The organism is Nocardia sp. NPDC052566 (assembly GCF_044547285.1).
GTDB lineage: Bacteria > Actinomycetota > Actinomycetes > Mycobacteriales > Mycobacteriaceae > Nocardia.
This window is the reverse complement of sequence record NZ_JBIUAF010000003.1, coordinates 885,018-909,587: the sequence shown is the minus strand read 5'-3', so window position 1 is coordinate 909,587 and position 24,570 is coordinate 885,018. Positions and strand designations below refer to the sequence as shown.

General features: G+C 66.9%; 5 protein-coding genes (1 of these 5 cut by a window edge). All 5 read right to left on the bottom strand.

The features are described 5' to 3' along the window. Positions 1-6: 6 nt before the first annotated feature. The gene (locus ACIG5A_RS17935; RefSeq protein ID WP_397241312.1) at positions 7-531 is read right to left on the bottom strand and encodes a YbaB/EbfC family nucleoid-associated protein; all 525 of its coding nucleotides are present in this window, start codon (positions 529-531) and stop codon (positions 7-9) included. A gap of 10 nt (positions 532-541) precedes the next feature. After that, positions 542-856, bottom strand: a complete 315-nt coding sequence (locus tag ACIG5A_RS17930) for a type VII secretion target (RefSeq protein ID WP_397241311.1) — start codon at positions 854-856, stop codon at positions 542-544. A 150-nt stretch (positions 857-1,006) separates the two neighbouring features. Further along, positions 1,007-1,837 (bottom strand): ESX secretion-associated protein EspG, encoded by an 831-nt coding sequence (locus tag ACIG5A_RS17925; RefSeq protein ID WP_397241310.1) that lies wholly within the window; start codon positions 1,835-1,837, stop codon positions 1,007-1,009. Continuing rightward, complete coding sequence (locus ACIG5A_RS17920) at positions 1,834-3,744, bottom strand: hypothetical protein (RefSeq protein ID WP_397241309.1); 1,911 nt, start codon at positions 3,742-3,744, stop codon at positions 1,834-1,836. The genes ACIG5A_RS17925 and ACIG5A_RS17920 overlap by 4 nt, the downstream gene beginning before the upstream one ends. Positions 3,745-3,843: 99 nt before the next feature. Then, a protein-coding gene (locus tag ACIG5A_RS17915) for a 4'-phosphopantetheinyl transferase superfamily protein (RefSeq protein ID WP_397241308.1) crosses the window boundary here: on the bottom strand, positions 3,844-24,570 show its 3' portion. The gene runs 15,546 nt beyond the window's last position; 20,727 of the gene's 36,273 nt are visible here — the last part of the coding sequence; its start codon lies off the right edge, out of view; its stop codon occupies positions 3,844-3,846.

The window sequence follows — 24,570 nt, the reverse complement described above, 5'->3', positions numbered from 1 at the left end:
CCGCTCTCACCAGCCGGATTCGGCGATATCCGATGGCGTGGCGGCGGACGAATCCCGGCGCCACCGCTCGACATCGACGTACTCCATCGGCGCGGGCACGTCATCGGCAATCGCCAGACGCGGCTTGACCTGCGGTGGTTCCAGCGACGCCGCCGGCGCGGTCGGCATCATGTCCTGCACATCGGGCATACCGGGGAGGAACTCCGACAGCCGAGGCAGGCGCATGTTGTCCTGGCGGACCGTGTCGACCAGTTCCTGCGTCTTCTTCCGCATCTGCAGCGCGGCATCCTGCGCGGCCGCGGTGAACGCCTGCGCCATCTCCTCGAGCGTCAGATCCTGTGCACCGGAACCGAGTTTGGTCTCAACGACCACCCCGTCGGCATTGACCGTCACGGTCACCCGCCGGTTCGCGGCGGTCGCTGTCGCCGTTGCCCGTGCGTGCGTGCGCTGTGCGCGCGCGATCGAATCCATGCCGGCACGTACCGATTCCATCAGTTCGACCAGGCGCGCCTTCGCCGCTTCGTTCGCCATCGCGCCGGTGTCAGACTTGGAGATCGCGCCGGTTGTCGTCCTCCATGCCATCGAGCACCCGCGCGCCCTCACGCAGGCCGCCCGAATAGGAGTGCAACAGTGCCACTTTGGATCCGACGGCACCGTCGAGGTTCTCGTCCGATTTGATGTAGCCGTTGCCGCCGGAGAAGTGGCCACCGAATTCGTCCGCGCCCCAACTACCCCAGGCCGCGGTGCGCGCGGCCGCCAGGGTGTTCAGCACCGCCTGCACCTTGCGCGCGACCTCATCCAGATCGTCGGCGACACCACGCAATTCAGCTGAAGTCACCTGCACCTTGTCGGCCATGCCACAACCTCACGTCCATCCCCACCATTCGAGGTGATGATCGCATGTCCGACTATCGACCGGGAAGCAAACCACGGTTGAATCGTGAAATTTACAATCAGGGCCGGCACTCTGTGCCCCTATTTCCAGGGGCGCAGAGTGCCTGTGCGATCAGCCGGTGCGCTGGACGCCCCAGTCCTGCTGCCCGAAATCGGTGTTCGCCCTGCCCTCTTCGTCCTTGATCGCCCGGACGACCGCGGCGATGCGGTTGTTGACCATGGTGGTCAGCCGTTTCGCATCGGCGCCGATCGCGACCGGCGGGTTCTGATCATCGATGACGTAGCGGCCGTCGTCCACGAGATCGCGCAGCTCGAGCTCATGCTCAGTACGCCCGCGCGGACCGTACGCCGACTGCCCCTGGATGATCTCGATGGCGCCGACCCGTTCGGCCGCGGTCTCCCGGAGGTACCTGCTCCGCTCCACATTCGAGTCCTGGAACGAGTCGAGCACCTGCGACCGGACGAACGAGTAGTCCATCTCCTCCTCGGTGCGCGAAGGCAGCACCGTATCGGGCAGCCGCCCCGGCTCGGCCTCCGGTAGCGCCGCGACGATCCGATCGCCCAATTCCAGCGCTGCGCATTCGGTGACGATGAAATCGCCGCTGTGCCAGAAGGTTTCCCCTGGCAACTGGGTGATCAGATAGCCGCGGTCCTCGCGCCGCACACCAAGGACCCTGGTGAGCCGATCCGTCCTGCGCCAGTCCGCGCCGTCCCAGGCCCGTGCCGTCACTCGCAGGTCCGGCCTGGCCACGACCTGCAGCACCTCCGCGAATCCGGGGTCGAGCCTGCGCCGCAGGTCCTCCCTGGCCTTGACCTGCTGCGCGTCATATTTCATGCCGTCCGCGGTCCGCACGGTGTAATAGAACGGCTCGGGCAGGCTCTCCGCTATATCGCTGAGGAGAACGACGAATTCGATATCGGTGAAACGCCAGCTGCGGCTCACTGATCCACCACCGGTCGCGAAACCACCGGCGGCTCACCGAACGCCTCTTCCAGGTGCTCGTCGGAATCGAGGTACTGCGCCCGCTTGTGCTCCTTGTTGTTGTTCTGGCCCGCGCCGTGCCCCGGAGAGCCCGCCGCACCGGGGCTGCCCGGCATGCCGGGCGTCGCGCCCACCAAACCCGCACGGGCGATACCGGCTTCGGCCCCGGAAAGGCGAGGGAACAGCTTGCTCGCGGCCAGCGCGTCCTTGGACAGCGGCGAACCACCGAGACCGGCGCCGGGGCCGGGGCCACCACCGAGGCCCTTGCCCTTGAGCGCGTCGGCCAGTGAATTCAGCCCGCCCGGCTGGTTTTTCAGCTTGTCCTGCAGGCCGTTCAATGCGTCCTTGCCGAGCGCCTGCTGAGCGGCCGAGGCCGCCTGCATGGCCTTCTGCGCCGGATCGCCCGCGCTACCAGGCTTATTCGGATCGTTCGGTCCGCCGGGCCGGTTCGGATCATTCGGCCCACCAGGCCTATTGGGATCGTTCGGTCCGCCAGGCCGGTTCGGATCATTCGGCCCACCAGGCCTATTGGGATCATTCGGCCCACCAGGCCGGTTCGGATCATTCGGCCCACCAGGCCTATTGGGATCATTCGGCCCACCAGGCCGGTTCGGATCATTCGGTCCGCCGGGCCGGTTCGGATCATCAATGTTCGGTGGCACTCGCGGAAAGTTCGGCATTCCGCCGCCGGGGCCGGGGCCGGGGCCACCGCCACCCGGCAAGCCGACACCGCCGGGCAAGCCGCCACCGCCGCCGCCCGAACCGATGCCGCCGCCGGAACCAGCGCCGCCACCCGCGCCACCACCCGCGCCACCCTGCGGGATGTCATCGGGATTCAGCGTGCCGTATGGCTGCGGCAGCAGCGGGATGGCGTTGCTCGCCGTCTCGACGCCGGGCCGGTACCACTGGCCGAATCCCTCCCTGGCGGTACGGAGCGCCCGTACGTACTGCTTTTCCTCCTGTGGATCCGTAAACGTGTACGTTTTCGGATCCTTCGTAGGGAGGTAATAGGTGAAGTTGTTCAGCCAGCCCGAGGCTTCCTGGAGGTTGACGCCGACCACCGACGCGGCCTCACCGAGCTGAGAGCCGTTCTCCTTGTATTTGGTCACCATCGTGCGCGCCGTGTCCGCGCCGTGGCCCTCCCACCGTTCCTTCAGCAGGGTCGTGAATTTCTGGTCGAACGTGGTGAACGCCTTCTTGAGGTTCGTACCGATCCCGTACCACGTCGAGCCGTCGTTCCAGATCATCGAGTTGCCGTTCGCGATCAGCAACTTGGCGTTGTACGCGGTATCCAACGCCAGCCAGTTCTGGTCCTCCGGATGTACCGGAACCAGTCCGGGTGCTTCGTTCTCCTTGGCGAACTTGGCCAGGCCCGGCGACACCGAATACGAGACGGGGGTGTCCCAAGCCGGCTTCGACGGCTTGGTCTCGAAGGAAATCCCCGCGCGCTCCTTCTTACGCAGGCGATCGAAAGCGGCCTTCGCCGTTTCGTCGTCGTTCTGGTAGGCCTTGCCCGAACGCAGGAACATCACGCCCATGTCCTGCAGCACCGACTGGTGGCCGGTGAGAATGCCGTCCAGTGCCACCGCGACGTCGGCGAACTTTCCCGCGAGATCGCCCGAGGAGGGAATCGCGGACGAGGGGAATCCGGCGACCTTCTTGACCGTCGCGACCCGCGCTCTGACGTGGTCGATCACATAGAGCAGGTCGGCAGCCAAACTCGCTGCCTCCCCGGGGATCTCGCCATCCAGCTGGAGCACACCGCTGAGCGGGGTGAAGGCCGTCGGCTCCCGCTTGGTGGTCTCGGCCGGCGACTCTTGCGTCGTCGTGCTGGGTTTCTGCGGATGCGGGTTATCCGGATCTGCCATTGCTGTTCTCCCTGACTAGTTCTTGGAATCGTCTGTGCGCGCAAGGGATTTACCGCTATGGCGGGTCGGGACGATTCCGTGTTCGGTATCTGCGTCGCGTCACTGGTCCTCCAGCCATGGGGGCGACTGGTAGCGCGCGGCTCGTCTGCGAGCGGCCACATCGCGCAGTATTCGCATCAGCCGCCGGTGCAACACCTGCTGTGCCGTGCTTATTCGGTCGCTATACAGCGTGGCGGCCACGCTCGCCTCCGAGTACGCGCGCCGCAGTACGAGATTCCGATCGGCGTCGAAGCTGTCGCCGCTGAGACCGGCATGCAGCCATTCCTGGAACGGTTGCCGCGCACCGGATTCGCCCCACGCGTCCATCAGCTCGTTCATCGCGGCGAGGTAGTCGGCCCGCTCGACCTCAGCGGAACTGCGCAGTCCCGCAGTGTGTTGCATGCCGTTGAACACCTCGTACAGGGTGTCCGTCACCACCGGATGCGCAGGATCTCCCGCGATCTTTCCCTCCGATATCAGCCGAATCATCGTCTGCTGATGGGCCTCCGGGTTGATCGCGACCTGCTCGCCGAGGGTGATGCGCAGAATCTCGATGCTGCCGTCGGCGGCCGTCATCAGCTGGGTGCTCATGCGGACACCGTCCGGCAGCGGCCCGACCACCGCCTCGACCGGCTTGTAACCCGGGTCGTGCCAACCCATGTCCTTGATCGTCTCCACGAAGGCGACGACCGGTTCATCACGCACACCGGGGATAGTGAGACCCGCGGTGCGAATGCCGAGGGCGTGCAGGCCTTCACCGAGCTCGACCCGCGCCGCACTGTCGGCCGGATCCTCAGGTACCGGGGTGCGCGGCTCGTAAGCGGTGCGGCGATGCCATCTTTCGGCTTGCTCGTCGAGTACCCGACTCAGCAACCGATGTCCGGCGGTAGTCTCTCGGCCGCTGTGCACCGCGGCGAACGACCGCACCAACGCCTCGCGAACGAGCAGCCGATGGTGCGGATCGAGGCAGTCGGTACCGAAATTCCGTTCCAGCCACTTGGTGAACATCGGACCTTCGGCCGGGCCGAAGTTCGCCTCGTAGTGTGCGCGCAACGTCGGCATCGCCGCCGCCTCGGCCCGCCAGCGCCCAGCGAGGACCTTCGCGACACCGAGCGCCCGCATCGTGGCGTCGTACGCCCGCGCGGGCTCCTTACCGGCGAACAGGTCGGAGTTGACGATGGCTCCCCGCACGAACAGCGCCGCGTCGTGCTCGGTCCCCCTGGTGCCGAGCACCACGTCGTACTCGGCCTTGCCGATCGGCCAAATGTCCGAGCGCTCCATATCGATCTGGGGATTCGCCGTCAGGCCGTCGTACAGGGCCTGCACGTGCGCATGCAGCGAAGGTAGTTCCAGCCCATCGCGATCGAGCCCGAGCACTTCCATGCCGAGTTTCTCCGCCGCCGCGGCTCGGAGCTCGGGCACTGTCGGGTACTGATCCGCGCGCCAGCGTTCCTGGCGATCGACCGTCGATCCCGCGTCGCCGTGTTCCGCTGTGGGCCGCGGTTCAGGTTGTGCGGCATCGACTTCCGGCGAGCGGATATCGAGTTCGGTTCGGACACCCTGATACAGCGCGGTGATATCGCCATTCGCGCCGGGGAAGACGGATTCGGCGACCAGGCCTGGACCGACGAGGCGGAAGCCCTGTTCGATCTCGTACAGCGTGTGGTCGTGCGGGAGCATGAACGCGACAGCGGCGGACTGGAAGTCGCGCCGTGACACCCCGCGCGGCGCGATGATGTCGAACATCTTCATCCAGCGCGCGGCGGTGCCGGAGGGGCCTGCCGTGATCGGGATGCCGCGTTCCACCGCTAGCTGACGGAAGTAGTCGCTCTCCGGCACGAAATCGACGAGTGCCTCGCCGCGCCGCCAAGTCAGCGGCACCGCATAACGATTCGGATCGAGGCCGAGCGCGGTCCGGATATCCACCGGTCCGGCGTCGCGGTACACCAGCACCTTCTCCACCACCGCATTCCCGGACCCATCAACTATGCGGTGACCGTAGTCGTCGTAGATGTACAGCGGCAGAACATTTTTCGTCGTGCTGTCGGCGCCGCGCAGCTGGTGTTCCAGTGCGGTCACATCGACGCGACCGCGCGCGTCGCGCGGGAGGGGGTGCTCCGATTCGAGCTGGTCGATCCGGTAGGCGCGCAGTTCACCTCGTACCGCGGCCAATTCCCGCTCCGACAGCGGCTGCCCGAGCAGCGCGAAATCCTGCACGGTCAGGTGCTTGCGCACCATATCGTCGCCGCGGCTGCGGGTGGCGCCGTTCCTGCTGTGGTATTCGGCGAAAACGGGCGAGTCCTTGACCGAGGGCAGTACCAGGTGTCCCACATCACGCAGCTGCGCACCGCTGATCGGGACACCGGGATGGGCCTCGTGCACCGACGCGCGAATCGCGGCCAGCGCGTGCGTGTTCAGCCCGAGCCGGCCCGCCTCTTCGGCCCAGTCCGACCGGTTGAGCAGGCGAGCCAAACCCTCGTTCAGCGTGGTGCCGACGGCATTCTCCGGGACCTCCGCGTTGCGCACGGCCGCATTCAGGCCCGCCGCCATCAGCTCGCGCAGATTCCCGTCCGCGCGTAGCTCTTCCAGTGGCGTCGAAGGCAGCACCATGCCGCCCCACAGCTCGTTGCCGTCGGCGAACAGCGACAGCCGGATCTGCTCCGGCGTCGCTTCGGGGAACAGGTGCCGCGCGACCTCGAGCTGCCGGTCCAGCATCGCCAGCGCGGCCCGCCTGACCTCGGGCCGGTGGTAGAGCTCCCGTCCGATCTCGACCTCGGACATCCGCAGCACCCGCCAGCCGGGCCCACCCGGTTCACCGCCGGCGGTCGAATCAGGCGGCGGCACTTGGCCGTCCGACGATCCCACGTGATCGGGTACACCCTCTGACTCGCCAGGTTCCGGCATCGATTCCGCGACATCTTGTTCCGCAGCAGCATGTTCCGTCGGGTGCTGCGCGCTCGGCGCGTGCAGTTTCCTCGACTCGACAGGGCCCAGCTCGGCGTAGCCGAAGTCGTAGGTGTCGAAGATCTCGATCACCCGGCCGGGGAAGTAGTCCACGAGGGCGGTTTCGATCATCGTGTCGATGGTGGCGAAGCCGGGTTGGCGGACGTCGGGCTTGTCGTAGCCGAGGAAGACGTGGACGAGGTTCTCCTCGTCGAGTTCGCGATAGCGGATATCGCAGCTCACCGTGTAGCCGTCGCTGGTGATCTCGACCAGGCGGTGCCCGCCGGCAGCCTCGAACAGGTCCTGGTGGTTCGCGCCCCACGCATGCACCGCGTCCAGCTCGAGCGCGCCGTTGTTCCAGCGCGCGCCCGTCACGACGCCAGCGGTCGAATCCGTCACCACGACTGGAACATTCGTCTCCAGCGGATGCGCGACGAGCTTTCCGGTCGGCCGCACTCCACCCTGGCCCGGCGACATATCGTTCGCCCGCTGATCGAGTCGGTAGAGCCGGGCATCCAGTGCGCGATAGCGCGCATCCGCCACGTGATAGTCGTGGGCCTTCGCCAGCAGTGCCCCCAATTCCCGATACCGATCGGCGGTCACGATCCCGCGCTCGACCTGCTCGGCGGACATCGTGTCGCGCACGCGAGCGAACACCGATGGCGACTCCTCCGAGCGCAGACGCCAGATCGCCTCCTCATCGAGGAATTTCGTCAGTTCCGCACGCAGATCGGCGTGTTCGGCCCGCAACCGCGCCAACTCCGGTCGCCCGTCCGCCAGTTCCGCCAGACGCATCGGCGGGTGCAGCGAATCGGCCGCCTGCCGCAGCGACGCCGCCGCTTGATCCTGACGGGCACGGGCGCGCTCCAGCACCCCTGCGCGCCTATCCAACTCGCCCGATCCGGTACCCGTCGATCCGGCACCGGGGTCAGCGGGCACGCCGCCACTGCCCGACGACCTGCGTGGCCCGGGGGCGGAACTGGTGCCGTCGGGGCCGAACATGTATTCCTGGCCGAGCTCACCCGCACGACGGCGCGCCGATCGCGGTGTGTCGTGCCCGTCGAGCGCCTGGGTGATATCCGGCCGGGGGCCGGGTTGCTCGCCTGCCGCGGCCGCTTCGATCTCGTTGCGGAACGTCCGCTGCCGCACCGGGCGAGCCAGGGTTTGATCGGGCCGCGGCGGCGGCTCCGGGTACGGGGCGAAGACGTTGAACGGGATGTGGCGAGCGAAGCGCCCCAGCCGATCACGCACCGACGGCCCTTGCGGCGGCGCCTGGTCCAGCAGGCGGAGGTCGTGGATATCGATCGATCCGTCGAGCAGAATCTGGGCGAGCCGGTCCGTCAGCTCCGTGGGGTTCGCGCCACGCATGCCTTTGAACCGCTGGGCAAGCACATCAGAGGCGGTGCCCTCGGCGGTGGGTGGCGGAACCTGCCAGCCCCCTGCACCGTCGTGCTGCAACCAGATGTCGAAGCTGAACCTCGGCAGCGCGATCCGACTTCGGAGGTACTGCGATGTCGGCCGATCGATGGCGGGCCCCTCCGTACCCGGCAGCGGGATCTGGCGGGTGTAGAGCCGATACGCATCGACAGCCGGGTTCGGCTCGACGAGCGTCTTGTCGTTCTCGTAGCGCTCGAATCCTGTTCTGAGGAAGCCATCCTGGAGGGAGCCGGCTCTGCTCTCGGTCGACTCGAAGAATGCTTTCGCACCGAAATGACCGATCCATTCGTCGATTCCCTCGCGCGTCATGGCCCGCGAGCGGTAGTCGAGCGAGCGGCCGAGTAGATGGGCCAAGGCCTCGTCGAAGCTCGGGTAGCGGAACGGCCCCTCGGCACGATCCGGCGCGATCTGCCACATCTGCCGGGCACCGTCCGGCCGCAGATCGACCTGCTGGTATTCGATACCGTGCTCGCCCCGCCACATCACACCGAGGTATTCCGGGAACGTCAATTGCAGATCGCCGAGGGCGTCGAGGTGCCCGCCCGGTGCGGCCGCGATCACGAGATCCTCGATGTGGTGTGACTGCGTCGGCGGAAATGCGACGACCTGAGGGGTCAGTCGACGTCCGGCCTGACCGGTTCTCTTCTCTCGCGCGCTGACGTACACGTCGAGTTCCGTCTCGACAACCCCATTGTCGGCCAGCGGCCGCGCATTACCTGAGTTCAGCTCGGCCACAGCGCGTTTCGCCTCGTCGGCAGCGGGCCGCTCCCACGGTTCGATCCACCGCTCGCCCGCGGAACGGGCGAAATCGACCTCGATCTCGGACAGCTCCAGCCCCGCCCTTTTCACCTCCGCCAGGTCCTGCTCGGCCCTCTTCAGCTCGGCCTTGTCCCGCGCGGCCACCACCCGTTCGGCATGTTTCAGCCTGGCCTTCTCCTGCTTCGCCTGTTCCTGCTCGAGCTTTTCCCGCTCGGCCCGCTCCCGCCTGGCCTGCGCCAGCTCGGCCTTCTTCCGTTCGACCTCTTCCGGTTCGGCGTTTTTCAGCTCGGCCTTTTCCCGCTTGACCAGTTCCGCATCGGCCTTCTTGCGCTCGGCTTCCCGCTGCTTGACCCGTTCCAGCGCCTCCTTCTTCCGCTCGGCCTTTTGCCACTCGGCATGTTCCAGTTGGCGCTTTTTCCGATCGGCCTGCTCCAACGCGGCCTTTTCCAGATGGCGCAGGATCGCCGCACGCCCGGCCGCGCTCGCCCGCCGCACGCGGACGGCTTCCGGGTCGGCGGCCAGCGCGGCCCTGACGGAGTGCTTGTCGTACGCCGCGGCATAGGCCTGCGCGTACGCCCATTCCGCCGGGGCGACAGGCACATACCGTCCCATTTCCCGCAGGCCGGCCAGCGCTTCGACCGCGCGCGCGTGGATCTCGCGCCGCACCGGGGTGTCGAGTGGCCGCACGAGGTCGGCGCCGAGCGCGGCGGTGGAACCGATCCCGTTCGGTGACTCCGTACCGCGCGCACGGTCCCATTCCGCCCGATAGAACTGCCCATGATCGACGCCGTCGATCAGCGGGCCGAGATCGACCAGATTGGCGCGCACCACCCGCGCGGCGGCCAGATGGGCCGCGCGATCGACAGCCGAGGCGTGATCGGTCGCGAGCTCTTTGAAGGCGAGCCGCACTGTCGACTGAGCGCTGCGGAAAGCATCGATGTAGGCGCCACCGAGTGGATCCTCCAGACCGATCCGGTGCCCGGTCACCGTATCCGGCAGGTTGAAACCCCGCGCGCGCTTCGCGCCAGGCCGGTTCACCTCTTCGAAGTGGTAGAAATGGCGAGCGAAACCGTCGGCGTGCCGGTCGAGCATGATCCGCTCGTACTCCTCGCGCGAGAACTTCAGCGGGTCGATCGGACCGGCGTCGTGTACTCGCTCCGCCAGCGTCGCCACCTCGGTCAGCTTCCCCGCGTGCGCCTCGGCGCTCGATCGGCTGTCGAGCACGACGGAATTGGTCACGGGATCGTAGATTCCCGCTCGCGGAACGGACTTCCGGCCGGTGGCCGGATCCACGGTAACCGCGACAGCGGCGTCGAACCGCACCCGCACCTCGAGCCGATCGAGGGTGCGCAGCGCCCACCGGCCCGCATCGGTCTTGCGCAGCGCGTCGCGCACCGGTCCGGCCGCCTCGGCCGGTATATCCATCGCGGGCGGCGCGGGCTCCTCTTCGGCAGGTGGCAGCTCCGGCTGGACGGGATCCGGCGGGGGCGTCTTCGCTGGCGTTCGCTCCGCAACCAGATCTGGTCTGCGAAGGTCTTCGGGCAAATCGCTGTCATCGAGATAACGCAGCCGCGCGGTACCGTCGGAACCCGGTGTCGCCTCCATGAACACCAGCATGTGGCGCCGATGCGCGCCCGCGTACTTCGGAGCAAGCAGCTCCAGCTGGGACACCACGGCGCGATGGCCTCCCGGCTCGGCGACGATCAGGATCTCGACGGTGCCGATCTCGCTCGGGCGCAAGATGTTCGGACGGGTGAACACCGTGATGTGGTCGTTCAGCCGTTCCGTGCCCCACCCGGCGTGGCTGGGCCATCCTTGTATCTGCTCATCGGTCGCCCGCCGGATGGTCGCGCTGTCGAACGATGGATGTGCGGGAGCCGCGGCCGACTCGGTCGCACCCTCAGGTTCCGACATCGGTTCGGCGGCAGCGAGTTCCGCGGTGTGCTCACCGGATGTCTCGTACGGGATGGTCGCGATGGTGACCACGCGGTTGTTCTCGATGACGAATCGGCCGTCCATCACCGGCGCCGCGGGCTCCGCCACGATCGCGGCATCGGCCCGCACCTGCACGCTGAAGGTGCCCCTGATGTGGCCGCTGCTGAGCGAACTCGCCTCGACGTCGAAGGCGATGACGGACTGTTTCAGTTTCAAGCCCTGTCCGGTCAGCTGGTAATACGCCTTGTACGCGCTTTCCTTGGCCGAGCCCCACAGTTGATCCCACGGCACCTCGGGAGCGCTGTCGAACATCGAGTCCAACCAGGCCCGCTCCTGCTCCCCCGCGATGTGCCGACTGTCCAACGCCCGCACGTTGGTCGCCTCGGCATCGATGCCAACGGATCGGAACCGCTGCGCGGGAGCCACGACCGCGGCGGCGTAACCCTTGGTATGGGTGATGCTGCCGATGAGGCCCTCCGGCCACCGCGGCAGCTTCCCGTCGCGCAGCACCGGGGTATCGGGATAGCCGACCGCGGCGAGCGCCCGATGGGCCGACGCGCGCCCATTGGTGAAGTCCTGCACCCGCTTCGCCTGCCACTGCTCCTCGATCAGCGCCCGTTCCTCGGGCAGCAACGAAGTACTGGGCTGATTCCCGATGGACTCACCGGTCGACAGCGCCGGATTCAGTTGTCCGACGGTGGATTCGGCGGCGTCCGACGGAATCGCGATGGCAGGCAGCGGGTCCGGTGTCGTGGGCTCGTGCGCCGCAGGTGAATCCGACGTCGGTTCAGCCGGGCGCGCGGCAGGCACGGTGGGTTCATGCGCTCGCTCCGGCTGACCTGAATCCTGGACCGGCTGGCGTGCCTGCGAATCCGGCTGCGGCACGACCGCGGAGGTGAGCGCGCGCTGACCTTCGACGGTGAAACATCCCTGGGCGCGGGCTATTTCGGCCGCGGCCGGGTGATCGACCAGCAGTTCGGCGCGGAAGGTGCCGGTGTGCGGGGCCTCGAGGTCGACGTCGAAGGTGATCCGGACTTCCTTGAAGTCGGGCAGCCGCCCGAGCAGCGGGTACGCGGCCTTCATGACGCTCTCCTTGGCGGAGAACAGGACTCGGCCCCAGTGCACATCACCGTGCGTGCCGATATCGGCGGCCCAGGCCAGTTCGTCCGCGAGCGCGACGACGCGCAGCGTGTTCCGGCTCGGCATGGGCTTGTTGTCCTCGGCATCGATGCCGATCGAGAGGACCTCACCGGCGTCGGCGACCACCGCCGCGAAGTAGCCTGCCCTGTCGGGCGCGGTGAGATCGATCTTGTGGGTGATGCTGCCGACCACGCCGTCCGGCCACAGCGGCGCGCCGCCCGCATCGCGGAGCACCGGGCTTTCCGGATGGCCGAGCGCGGCGAGCGCCCGGTGCGCGACCGTACGACCGTGCGTCAACTCCAGCAGCGGAAGCTCGCCCATATCCGGTTTCACCAGTCGCGCGGCTTCTTCGGGCAGCAACGCCGCCGCCGGATCACGACCGACGATCTCGGCCGCGCCGAGATCAGGCAGCAGTCGTTCGACGAGCGGCTCGCCCTGGCGCGAACTCCGCACGGGCTCCGGCATGCCCGGCTGCCCCGCATAGCCGGAATCCTCTGTGCCGAAACGGTTTACCGTGCCGAGATCACTGGCAACCGCACGTGTCGAGCGCGGCCGACGGCGCACATCCAGCGCGTCCTCCACGCTGGGCGCCATCCCCGCGCCGCGGCGCTCACCGCGCCGGGGCGGTTCGGATTCGGCCCGCGCATTCGGTGCGGGATCGACGTCGCGCACCGGCTCGATGGCCGGACGGCCTTCCTGTCGCGGGACCAGCCATTCGCGGTGCCCCGTGCCCGCGTTCTCCACGGCGCCGCGGAGCGCGCGCACGATCCCGGTGTATACCGGCCGGGATGACGGAAGCGTCGAGGCCGCAGCGGATCTCGGGTTCGCCCAGGAGGAACCGGTGAGCGCTGGCTCACCGGCGTGCTTCACGTTCACGGTGATCGATGCGCTGACCTTGCCGTCGGCGTCGACCTCGGTGGTGATGGACGCCAGCACTGACTCGTCCAGCTGTGCGACGTCCACCGCGCGGACGACGAGGTTCTCGCTCGTGCCACGCAGATATTCGACCGCCTCCGCGAGTTGGCGGGTGGTTTCGACGGCTGCCGTGTCGAATCCGGTGACATCGACCTCGTATCGACCCGACAGCGCGGTCGCGACCTCGGCCTGGGTCCGCATGGTGCGGAACATCCCACTGTCGTATGGATTCTCACGGACCGCGACGGCGCTGCCCGCGCTCTCGGCCGCACGTGCGTCGGCGATCAGGTTCCACAGGTGATCATGCAGGGCACGCTGGGCGGCGTTGGCGTGGTCGGGATATAGCTGCACCGCCGCATCGGCCTCGATATTCGCCAGCTCGAGATCGAACACCCCGCGTCGGTCGAAGCTGTTCCTGGTCAGCTGTGTATACAACCAGCGATCGAAGCCGCCGGGTTCGGGGTTCTCGAGGTACGTGGCCTCGAGCACGTCCAGCGCCTCTTGCCGTACCGCTTCTTTGAGCGACGGCCAATTGTGGTGATTCACCTCTAGGTGCTGCTGCCTGACCAACTCTCGGAGCAGCTCCCCGTAGACCGGAGCGTCCGGGAAACCAATTCTGGTATGGCTCAGCATGTCCTGGGTCACCCGCTGGACGTACCCCTCGAGGTTCAGCACATTTCGTATGTTCAGCCGGACGAACTTCAGATAGACCTTGCCATCCTCGTCCACCCCCCAGTGGGTGTCGGAGCGCTGATTCTCATCGAGCATCGGCTCCACGGCGACCACATCGACGTGGCTGCGCGGATCGCGCGCGTACGCGACACGGAGGGCCTGCTCGATCTGCCGTGCCGTGTCCACCGTCAGATCGCGCCATTCGAGTCCGATGATCGTGACGCCGAGATCGGCCTTCACCGACGCACCGATGCCTTGCTTGGTTGCCAGGTCCGCAGCCAGTTCGGGCGTCATCTCCGGATACGGCGCGGGATCGTAGAGGTTCCAGTCCACCGCCTCGGCCACCACCAAGTCGTGCAGCGCGGTATCGATGGCCGTCCCGCGCCCCAGCTTCACCTTGACGAACGCCTCGACCAGCGCCTTGCGCACATCCAGATCGCCTGTCGGATGGAAGAACTCGGGGTCGAACCAGGCGTGCAGCCACGCGCCGAAATCCGAGGCGGGCATCGGCGCGCCTGGAGCTTCGTGCAATCCGCGCAACAGGTCGAGTGCCTTGAATTCCGCGTGCCACTGACCCGTCACGACCATCGCGTCGGCGAACGCGCGCACCGTCGCCTCATAGGTCCTCCCCGGGTGGACGGTGAGATCGGTGGCGAACTCCGCACGCATCGCCAGCGCATGCGGATACGCCACCCAGCCTTGCAAATTCAAGAGTTTCAGCCGCATCTCCACGTCCGGAACACCGCTTCGCGGTGCTGCGTACGGGTTCTCGCTCGGCATACCGCCTTCGCGCACATAGACATACGGATGCGCTTCGAGCATGTCGTGCAGCGCCTGCGTATGTTCGCGAGCCTGCATGAGGTTCGCGCGCTCCAGCCTCGGGAGTTCGATGCCCAGATTCGCTTGGGTGATCAGGGCGAGATCCTCGCCGGTCAGATATAACTGCGGATCGAATCGCTCACGCACCACCGAGCCGTCGCCATCCACGACCATGTCCGATGCGCGGGTGCCGCGTTCGGTCTCCAGCTCATCGAGCATGCTCAGTTGACGTGCGTGCTCGGCACGCTCGGATTCGGTGGGCGCGAGATCCATTTCCACGGCGACGAACGCCGCCGCGCTCTCGGCGTCACCCACCGTATGGGCCAGTGCCCTGCCGAATTCTCCGGTGATGACCGAGGCCACCGGCCGATCCGGATCGCCGCGCAGCGCGCCCGATTCGATCTGCGCACGGACGGTGCGGCGCAATAGTTCCGGCGTGCCGACGTACTCGGCGTTGAGCACGAGGGCCTTGACGTAGAAACGGTCGTATACCGGATCGTAGCCAAGGTCGAGCTTGGCCACCCTGCCCGTGTGGCTTCCGGTGAACCGCTCCACGCCCAGTCCGGGCATATCGACCTTCGAGTGTACGTCGAGCAGATGGTCGAGCGTGTCCGTGACCTCCGCGGCCAAGTCGTGCTCCACAGCGGCGAAATCCTTCTGCACCGCAATGTCTTTCCGTGCACCGAACGCCCGGCCGGGGTCGGCGGCGGAAGCGCCTCGGTTGGCGCCGGGCGCCCGTGGCCCGAACGCGTGACTCGTCTCGTCACCGTGCGGATTGTTCGCGGTGACCATCCCCGGGTCGAACCGCCCGGACGGATTCGGATTCGCGACAGCCGGATTCGGAATGTTTCGGCCGCTGCGCCGCGGCGGCTGCTCGTGCGTCGCCGGTTGTTTGTGCGGAATCACACCTTCGGTCGGCACTTCGGCCGCTGCCGGTCGGAGGGTGGCCTGCGCTACGGAAGGCGCGCTTTCGTGTGGCACGAGGACCGTGGTGATGACGAAATCGCCCTCGATGAGGAACCGGCCGAACATCGTGGTCACCGGCAAGCCGTCGTGCCCCGGGTGGTCGCCGAACACCTGCACGTCGAAAATGCCCTGGAACGTTCCGTCGTACATATCGGGCTCGATCTCGAAGGTGAGCCACGACTCGCGCACCTTGATGCGCTCTCCGGTGAGCTGGTAGTAGGCCTTGTACACGCTTTCCTTGCCCGAGGCCCACAGCGAACCCCACGGCATGCCGGGAACGCGCTCGAGCATGTCGCGCACCCAGTACTTCTCCGCATCGCGCCCACCGACCATATCGGCGACCGGAATGTGGCGATTCGCCTCCGCATCGATGCCGACGGCACGCGCATCCTCGGCGCGGACCACCACGGCGGCGGCGTAGCCATTGGTATGTGTGATGCTGCCGTGCAAGCCATTCGGCCACCGCGGCAACCGTCCGTCACGCAGCACCGGGAAGTCGCTGACGCCGTGCATGGCCAATGCTCGATGAGCGGCGACGCGTCCGTTGACGAAGTCCTGCACGGTACGCGGCGGTGAGACGGGGTTGATCAGCGCGCGCTCTTCGGGAAACAGTGAGGTGATCTGCTCCCGGCCGACAACCTCGGCGGCGGACATCCCCGGCATCAATCGCTCGACGACAGAACCGGTTTCCGCTTCGGGCACAGTAGCTGTGGTGGTCGGCGCTGTCGCGTCGTGGTCGGGTACCTCGAGTACGCCTGGCTCGTTCGCGACCGTGACCGCGGTCAGAATACGACCATCCTCGACGAGGAAGCGACCCCTCAATTCCGCCACCGGGGGACCGGAGTGCGGCGTGTGCTGCACGAGAATCCGTGCGTGGAAGGTGCCGTTCTGGAGGTCGAAGGTGATGTGTGATTCGTGCTCACTGAGGTTGCGACCGGTCAGCGAGGACCACACCCTTTGCACACTTTCCTTGGCGGAGAACACCACCCGGGTCCACTCCACGCCGTCGCCACGTTGTCCGGCCTCGTGCAACCACTCCTTCTCCCGCGGCACCAGCTCTTCTGCGTCGGCGTACATCGCCTCGTTGGGGGCGACGTCGACGCCGAGGGCCCGAACCTGATCCGCGGGGACAACGACCGCGACCGCATAACCGGGAATACTGGCGATGGCGCCGTCGAATCGGCCCGGCCACCGCAGCACCGACTTTTCGCCGAGTACCGGTTTGCCGGTGACTCCGAGTTGTTCGAGTGCTCGGCGAGCAGCTTCCCGCTCGTTGGCTATCCGGTGCAGGTGGCTCGGCGTCTCGCTACCTGTGACCAGTTCCCAGTACTCCTCGGGACGGAGCACTGCGACGGGATCCTGGCCGGCGACCTCGGCGGAGTGCAGCTCCGGCAACAGCCGTCCGATACTGGTGTCTCGATCTTCGGGCACAGGTAGCACCGCACTCGGTGCGAGCGTCCGATCGGCGTCCAGGAACGCGGATTCGTGGACCGGCTTCAGGCCCTGGTCCAGAATCCGTTGCAGTGCGGGCTCATTGGACGCAGTGGCGGACCAATAGTGCCCGGTCTTGTTGTTCCGCGCGACAACCCGTCCATGGATCGCCCGCACCTCACCGGCATCGGCGACCGGTTCCCCGCGCAGGAAAGACGAATGATGTAGGCGCGGCTCCCCCGGCACCGCACTGGTGTCGCCGTACATATTGCCGCTGCTGTCCACCACATACATCGCCCAGTGGGCCGACGAGCCATCCCAAACAGTCTGGGAGCCGTCGAACGCTTTGCCGTTCGCCGCGCTGTACAAGCGCCCGTCCGGCCCGGCGAACAGTCGGCTTGCCGCCAACTCCGCCGGTGACATGTAGTGGACCCAGGACTGGCTCGACGGATCGCGGTCGTTCTCACCGCGATAACGCTCGTGCATCACATGATTCGCGGGCAGATCGCGCCCCGACAGCGGCGGCGGGATCCGGTCGAGCGGGACATCCTGCGGCACCGCACGCCAATACCCGTCACGGTCCTGCCAGTACGTCAGCTCGGTCCCTTGCCAGTACCCGGATTCGATCACGGCCTGCCGCAGCGCCCGCGGAGACTGCTCGATCAGCTGAACCCGCCCTTGGTGGTCCAGTGACGCTGTCACGTACTGATATTCCGCCCCCGGCCTGGTAAGTGCCATCGCGAGTTCGGGAGATCGATCGAGCGCCTCGGTCAGCGCGCTGTCGTGGTCCGCACCGCGCCAATCGACGACGACCACGCGAGCCCGTTGCCCGTCGACAAGCCCGATCCGGCTGGTTTGCGCCTGGCCGCCCATCCCTTCGATGTGGGTGCGAGCAGCCGTATCCAACTCCGTCGCCAACCTGGGGTCGGCGTTCTCCGGCGCGAAATCTATTGCGCGCGGCGCGGGTTGACGCACCGATTCTGGACGTACGGCGCCTTCACCTGACGCGTCGGGTGCAGCGCCGGCGGTAGGCGCCGCGTGATCGGAAGACTCCGGAAGCGCTTGCCGCTCATGCTCGCCCGGCGGATCGGGTCGTTCACTGGGTTCGGTCGTGGACAGTACCGTTTCGGGTGCGTTGCGCTCGATCATCGCGTCGAGGTCGGCGATCTGGCCCCGCAACTCCTGGATGGCGTCGGCCATGTCGGGCGCGTCGGCGAGCTGATCGAGCAGTGCCTGTGCGCCTCTTCTTGCCTGAGCCAACTGCCGGGCTCGGTCCTGGGCGATCTCGGCACGCTCCGCGGGGGTCACGTGGGTCGGAACCGGCTCCCGCCCAGGGCGGAACAGCACGAGCGGCTCGCCGCCTCGACCATATCGATCCATCAGTTCGACGTACCTGTTCCAGGCACTCTCGGACTGCGGATTCGATTGCGCCAGCGGCGAATGCCGCACCACCGGTGCGCCATCGCGCCCCTGATCGATGAGCAGGAAATTCTCGTGCGGCGCCAACCGGCTGCCGTCCGCGTGCCTGACATCGAACAATTCGTGGTCGAGCACCGTGCTCGATTCGGGCGGACGGGCATAGACCAGCAGATCATTGCGATCCGCGTAATCCTGCAGAGCTCGCCTGCGCTGCTCCGGAATGGCAACGATCGCACTCGCGGGTTCGGCCGATCCCGGCTCGCTCGATGGATGCAACTCCCGCTCCACGTGCGGCGAGGCATCGCCGTAGTCGTGGATATCGGTGACGCCGATGACCGCACCGGGGAACCGATCGCGCAGCGCGGCATCGATCGACTCGGCGATTTCAGCGTGCCTGACATCGTTCACGTCGGGCTGTTTGTAGATGACGAAGGCGTGCGCCTTGCCGTTGCCCGCGACGCTGTAGCGGATCTGGACGTCCGCCGCATAACCATCACGTTCGATGCGGACCGTTTCGGGAGCGCCGGTCGCCTCGTACAACGCCCGGTGTTCCAGCACCCGCCCCTCGACCGCGTGCAGCACCACCGCCTGGCCGCTCTCTACAGCCGACACAATGCCCTTGAGCTGGTCGTTGTTTCGGCCGCCCATATCACTGTGCTGGCGCACGACCATCGTCCCTGACCTGTCCGACACCGCTTCGGGTGCGGCTTCGGGCTCGATAGGCGCAGGTGGTTCCGGAAGATGTTGCCGCTCGGGTGCAGGCAGCGGGGGAAGTTTGCGAACCGTGGAGTACGAATTGCCGCCGATGCCGTTCTCGTACGTCACATGCAGGCTGATCGCCCGGCCCGGGAACCGGTCACGCAAGGCGGCTTCGATCATCCCTTGGACGTTGGCGAAGTCCGGATGGCGGGGGTTGTCACGATCGAAAGAAACCAGCGCCTCGATCAACCCATCGTCGTATTCGCGGTACTGGATGTGCGCCTGCACCCTGAAGCCGTTGCTCTCGATGGGGAGCATGAACGGGTAAGGGATTCCGATAGCCGTCGCCAGATCACCATGCCCCGGTCCCCAGGCGTCGGTCGCACGCAGTACCAGCGATGCGGTGTATTCGTTTTTCCCGTCCTCGGTGACAACCTCTTCCGGATTGGTTCGACTCGCCGGGTCGATGGCTGTGACCAATCCGGCCATTGTCTCGGGATATTTGCCGCCGACCTGGACGACCTCGGAGGTGATGGATCCTGATAGCGCGACGGGTGTATTCGCGGTATCCACCAGTGGTTCCGGCTGCGCCGCAGGAGTTTCGGCCGGTTCCGGCAGCTCCGGCACACGCTGATCCGCAACGGGTTGTTCGGCCGTCTCGGTACTTTCGCGCTGACCTTCGAGCAACGCCGCATGGCCGTCGGCAGGCGGCTCGGCGTGCGGCGCCTGCTGGGTGACGAACCATCTCGACTGGCCGCCTGCGCGTTTGGTAATACCCGCCGAATCCGATACGGCCCCGGCGATCCGGCCGTCACGGCTGGTGTCGATCACCTCGACGAGCAGCGTCTGCGCCTGTGGTTTGCCGAACTGCCAGATCCGTACCCGCACCCGGTCACCGGTGGCATCCAGCGCGGTGGTCGTGTACTCCGCCGTATTGCGCTGCACAGTGTCGACCAGATCTTGCTCATGCCAGCCGGATTCGCGCAGCTGCTCACCCAGCCAGCGCTGGGCGACCTCCGCGTCGCGTGCACGCTCCTGCGATGGCATCGGCCGCCCGTCCGGCCCGGGTTTGCCAACCGTCAGATCCGCGGGTTCACCCCTGCCACCGATGAATCGGACATTCGTTTCCGTCAGCCACGGCTCGAGCGTCTCGTGGAACTCTCGGAGTGCTGCGGCCACTCTCGGCGCCGCCGGACCCAACGCGCCGACCTCGAAATGTGCGGTGTTGGCGCCATTGTCGCGCCCGAACACCACGGCCGCGTGGCCGGACTCGGCACCGACCGGATGGACTGCGAACGAGATCGCCAACCGATCCGGCGCCGATTCGGTCGCCGTGACCTCGATCCGGAAGTCCTTGGTTCCGCCGTTGAACAGTGACTCCGCGACCGCGGCACCACCGTCGAGCAATTCCCCGAGGGCAGGGACTGCTGTCGACGCTTCGGGCGACCATAGCCCGTTCCGCGGACTCACATCCGAACCAGGTACTCGGTTCGGGCGATCGCCCGGTTGCCCGCCGTAGCCTGAATCCTCTGTGCCGTACCTGTTTACGGTGCCGAGGCGGCTACCACGCGCACGCGCGGATGACTTCCGTTCCGGCAGGTCCAGTGCGTCCGCGAGCCGCGGCTCCATCCCTGCGCCTCGTCCGGCTGAGGTGCCATGCGCCACGGCGGAATTCGGGCGTTCCACCGGGCTCTCGATGGTTCGACTCGGAGCCGAACCACCCGGCGCGACGGTGTCCGGCGTCGCGGGGGTCGCGAACTCGTCGGCGAGCAGGTGCTTCAGCGACTTGATCGAGCTCCGCTGCCTGGCACGGAGCGCGCCCTCGGAAAGGCTCAGTTCGAACCTCAGCTCGTCGGACGTGTGGCCCCGATAGAACCAGGGCTCGAAAAGCTCGCGTTCCGAAGGAGTCAGGAGGCGCACCGCGCGATGCAGCGCGGTGTGGTTGGTCTCGTACAGCGCGACGAATGGCACCAGCTCGGGATCGCGAATCGGCCCTCGGACATATTCCGGCGGCTGCGTGGGCTCCCACGAGCCCAACGTCGCCCGTCCACCCTCGACCAGCGGTTCGCTGTGCCCGGTCGGCGGCTCGGGACGACTCGGGGACTCGGCAGGCTCCTTGGTGACAAGGTCGCCCAGACCCGGGACGAGCCCATTCAGCACCTGGCGAAATGTGTTATGCGCCAACAAGTCGACAGCGGACGCAGACCGGCCCACGACCGCTGCCACCTCGGCGGTCGGCTGGTTTTCCAGTACCCGCAGCGTGATGATCCGCTGCTCATCACGCCCCAGCTCGCGAGTGGCCGCAAACCAATCGTGCTGGGTCACTCTGTTCAACGCGAGATGTTCCGGGCCGAATTCGGCGACCGTCCCCGAACGCAGAACCGCGACGACCAGCCGGTGCCGGAGCTGGACGAATCCCAATTCATCCCCAGAGCTCAGTGCCTCGACCTCGACCTTGCCCTCGGCGATCGGGCGCAACGCCTCGTTGGCAGCGTCCGACAGCGATTCCTGCTGGGACGGAACCGATTCGCTCGAATTGTCGAGCCGCACCCGTCGCATCTCCTCGAGGAAGCGGATCATCCCGCTGCGCAACTGTGCCCGCACCGCATCCTCGGTGCGGTGCGACGCCTTCGCGATCTCCGCGGGCGAAAGCCCGAGCACTACCCCGAGTTCAATGGATTCCTGCTGCCCCTCGGTGAGTTTGTCCATCGCCGCCCGCGTGTGCGCCCGCGCCTGCGCCGAGTTGTCGTTCAGCGCGGCCTGGACCAAGGCCAGCCGCTGATCCGGCGTGATCCGCCCGGCACCCGACAAATCCGCGACCAGCTGGTGCACGGCCCGATACCTGAGCGAGGCAAGCCCACGTGGATCCAGTCCGCCCATCCGCGCTGCGATCTCGTCTGGAAGCGCCTTCTCCAAGAAGTGCATTCGGTTGTAATCACCCGTCTTGCCGGGCATCTCAGCGATCAACGTGTCCACCGCTTCGCGCGAACTCTCGCGCGCGTCTTCGACAATCCGGTCCGCCGTGCTGTGCGCGGGCCGCCCGCCTATCTCCCGTTCCCCGGTGAGAATCTCGGCCAGCCTGCGGAACGCGCGCGACTTCACGGTCCGCCAATACTTGTCGTCGCGCTCCGCGGTCACGAACTCGTCGATCGACCTGCCGCTCAGCAGCAGGGCTTCGCTCAGCTCTCGCTGGCCAGGCGGCAGTTCGGTGAGGGCCACCAGCAAGTCGTCCCGACGTCGGCGCAGCGCGTCGGAGATCACGACCTCGCTGTCGGTAGGCGGCAATATCCTGGCGGGCGCGCTGATTTCACGCTCTCCGGTAAGGAATTGCGCCATCGTGCGATACGCGCGCGACTTCACGGTCCGCCAGTACTTGCTGTCGCGCTCCGCGGTGACGAACTCGTCGATCGTCCTACCGTTCAGCAGCAGATCTCGGGCCAGCGCACCCTGCACATCCGGCAATTTCTTCAACGCCTGCAACAGCATCGGGCGGTGGTTGTTCAATGCATCGAGAACGACTTCTTCGCTGGCCGACCCTGACGCACCCCGCTTGTGCGGCTTACCCGGCTCGGCGCTCTGTCCGTCCGGGCCGAAGCGGAATTCCGTGCCCAACCCTGGCACTCGACCGCGTGTGGTTTGCCGCTTTTCGGGACCATCTACCGCCGTGGTGATATCGGGCCTCGGTCCCGGCGCGGACTCATGGCGGCCAGCAGCCGCCTGTTGTGCCTGCGCCCCTGGATCTTTCAATACGACGACCGTGGTCAGGAGTCGATCGGCGTCAAAACTGAAGCGGCCGCGCAGTTCTGTCACCGGTGGGCCCGCGTCGAGGCGGATCCCGGTGGACAGCCGGACGCGCAATGTACGCGTGCCGATGTCGGGGATTACCTGCAGATTGTCGAAGCGGATCTGCCGGATGAGGAACGGCTCCAACGCTTGGTTGACCGCGACCTTGGCAGATCGAATCAGCTGATCCAGGTGCACGGCGGGCGAGCCTGCGCCAGGAGCCGAGTGGCTCAGCCACTCCAGCTCCTCCGGACGCAGCGCGACGTCGCGGGTGGTGCTCGGCAGCGCGGTATTCGGTCGGGCGTCGATGCCGAGCGCACGCACAAGTTTGGCGTCGCCGAGCACGACGGCGGTGTAGTCGCCGGTCTGCGCTATGCGCCCGAGCACGTCCGAGTGCCACACCGGTAGACCGAGGTCGTCCTTCGTGATCGCGAAGTTGCCATATCCGACTTCGGGCAGCACCGACTCGGCGACAGACCAGATGTTGTCCACCCGGCGCGCGTGCGCTTCCGCAGGCGTAAGCGGCTCGGACAGTGCGCGATCGACCAGTTCTCCAGCGCGCAGCTCTGGCAGCAGCCTGCCGATCGCCGAGTCCTGCCCCAACGCCACCGGTACCGTGTCGGGCTCCCAGGAGCGCCACACCGCGACATCGGCGGCGGCGGTGACCACCGCGTCGAGATCTGGATACCGGTCGGCCAGCTCGGCCAGCCGCGCCGCGTCCGGCGATGTATCCGCGTACACCTCGCGCAGCCGCGACATCACCTGCGACTGTTCGGTTTTGAGCCATTTCGCCAGCGCCGCACCGACCTGCTCGTGCTCGGTGCGTAGCTCAGCCAATCGCGGCGCGCCCGGAAGCACCTCGGCCGCGGATAAACCGAGATCCTTGGCGATTACATTCAGATCCGCGACCGCGCGATCGAGTTGTGCGCGCGCGTGCGCGGCATCGGCGGCCCCATGGCTTTCACCGTCATACGCGGTCACCCGGCCCGGGTCGAATCCGCCTGGTGGCGTGGCGAAGGGTGAACGGGTTTCGCCCGAAACCTTGCGTCCCGAAGGAAGATCCAGTGCGTCAGCCACATTCACCTGTTCCACCGGCCCCGGTCCCAGCGGCCGGGCTGGAGACGCAAGTGGCTGTGCGCCCGGCTCTGCGGGTTGCGGATTTGCCGCGGCCCAGTCGGCACGCCGTTGCCGGAGGTCCGCGACGATCGCGTCGGTGAGGTCACCGAGCGGAACCGTCCGATCATTTCGGCCGGTCAGTTCCAATGCGCGCATGCCATCGCGGAAGTCCTGATCCCAGAACGCGTAGACGGTGAGTTCCGCTCTGCTGTCACCGGTTCGGACCTGTACGACCGTGCCTTCGACGCCATCCAGGAAGTTGTGCAGCCGACCGCGATTGATGCGGGCCGCATGGCGGAGCCCCGCCTCGACATTCTCCGCGGCCACCTCGGGGGTGGCACCGAATGGACGAAACGGTGCGAGCGCCTTGGCCAGCTGCGGGAGCCGCTTGGAATCGACCGCGATGGCCACCTCACCCGGCACATACACAGGCACATGCCGGATCGGCGCGATCGCCTCGGCCAACCATGGTGGCGGCCGGTTCGATTCGCTCAGCTCGACGACGGCGTCACCGACCGTCGCACGCAACTGCCGATCACCTGGCGTGCCCGTCTCGTCCAGGACGACACGGACCTCACCGTTGTGGTTCTCCATCGCCGCCGCGACGCGATCGGCGACCTCCAGCCCGGCATCGTCGATCTTCTCGGTCGGCCAATCCGGCAGCCGTTCCGTCAACCAATCCCAAGCACGGCCAGCCGCATTCAGCGCGTCGAGCTCGGTCCGCTGACCCCCTTCAGATCCGCGAATCACCAG

Excerpts from the sequence above, each read along its gene's own strand:
- ACIG5A_RS17935 (WP_397241312.1), bottom strand. The coding sequence starts at position 531 with ATGGCGAACGAAGCGGCGAAGGCGCGCCTGGTCGAACTGATGGAATCG.
- ACIG5A_RS17930 (WP_397241311.1), bottom strand. The coding sequence starts at position 856 with ATGGCCGACAAGGTGCAGGTGACTTCAGCTGAATTGCGTGGTGTCGCC.
- ACIG5A_RS17920 (WP_397241309.1), bottom strand. The coding sequence starts at position 3,744 with ATGGCAGATCCGGATAACCCGCATCCGCAGAAACCCAGCACGACGACG.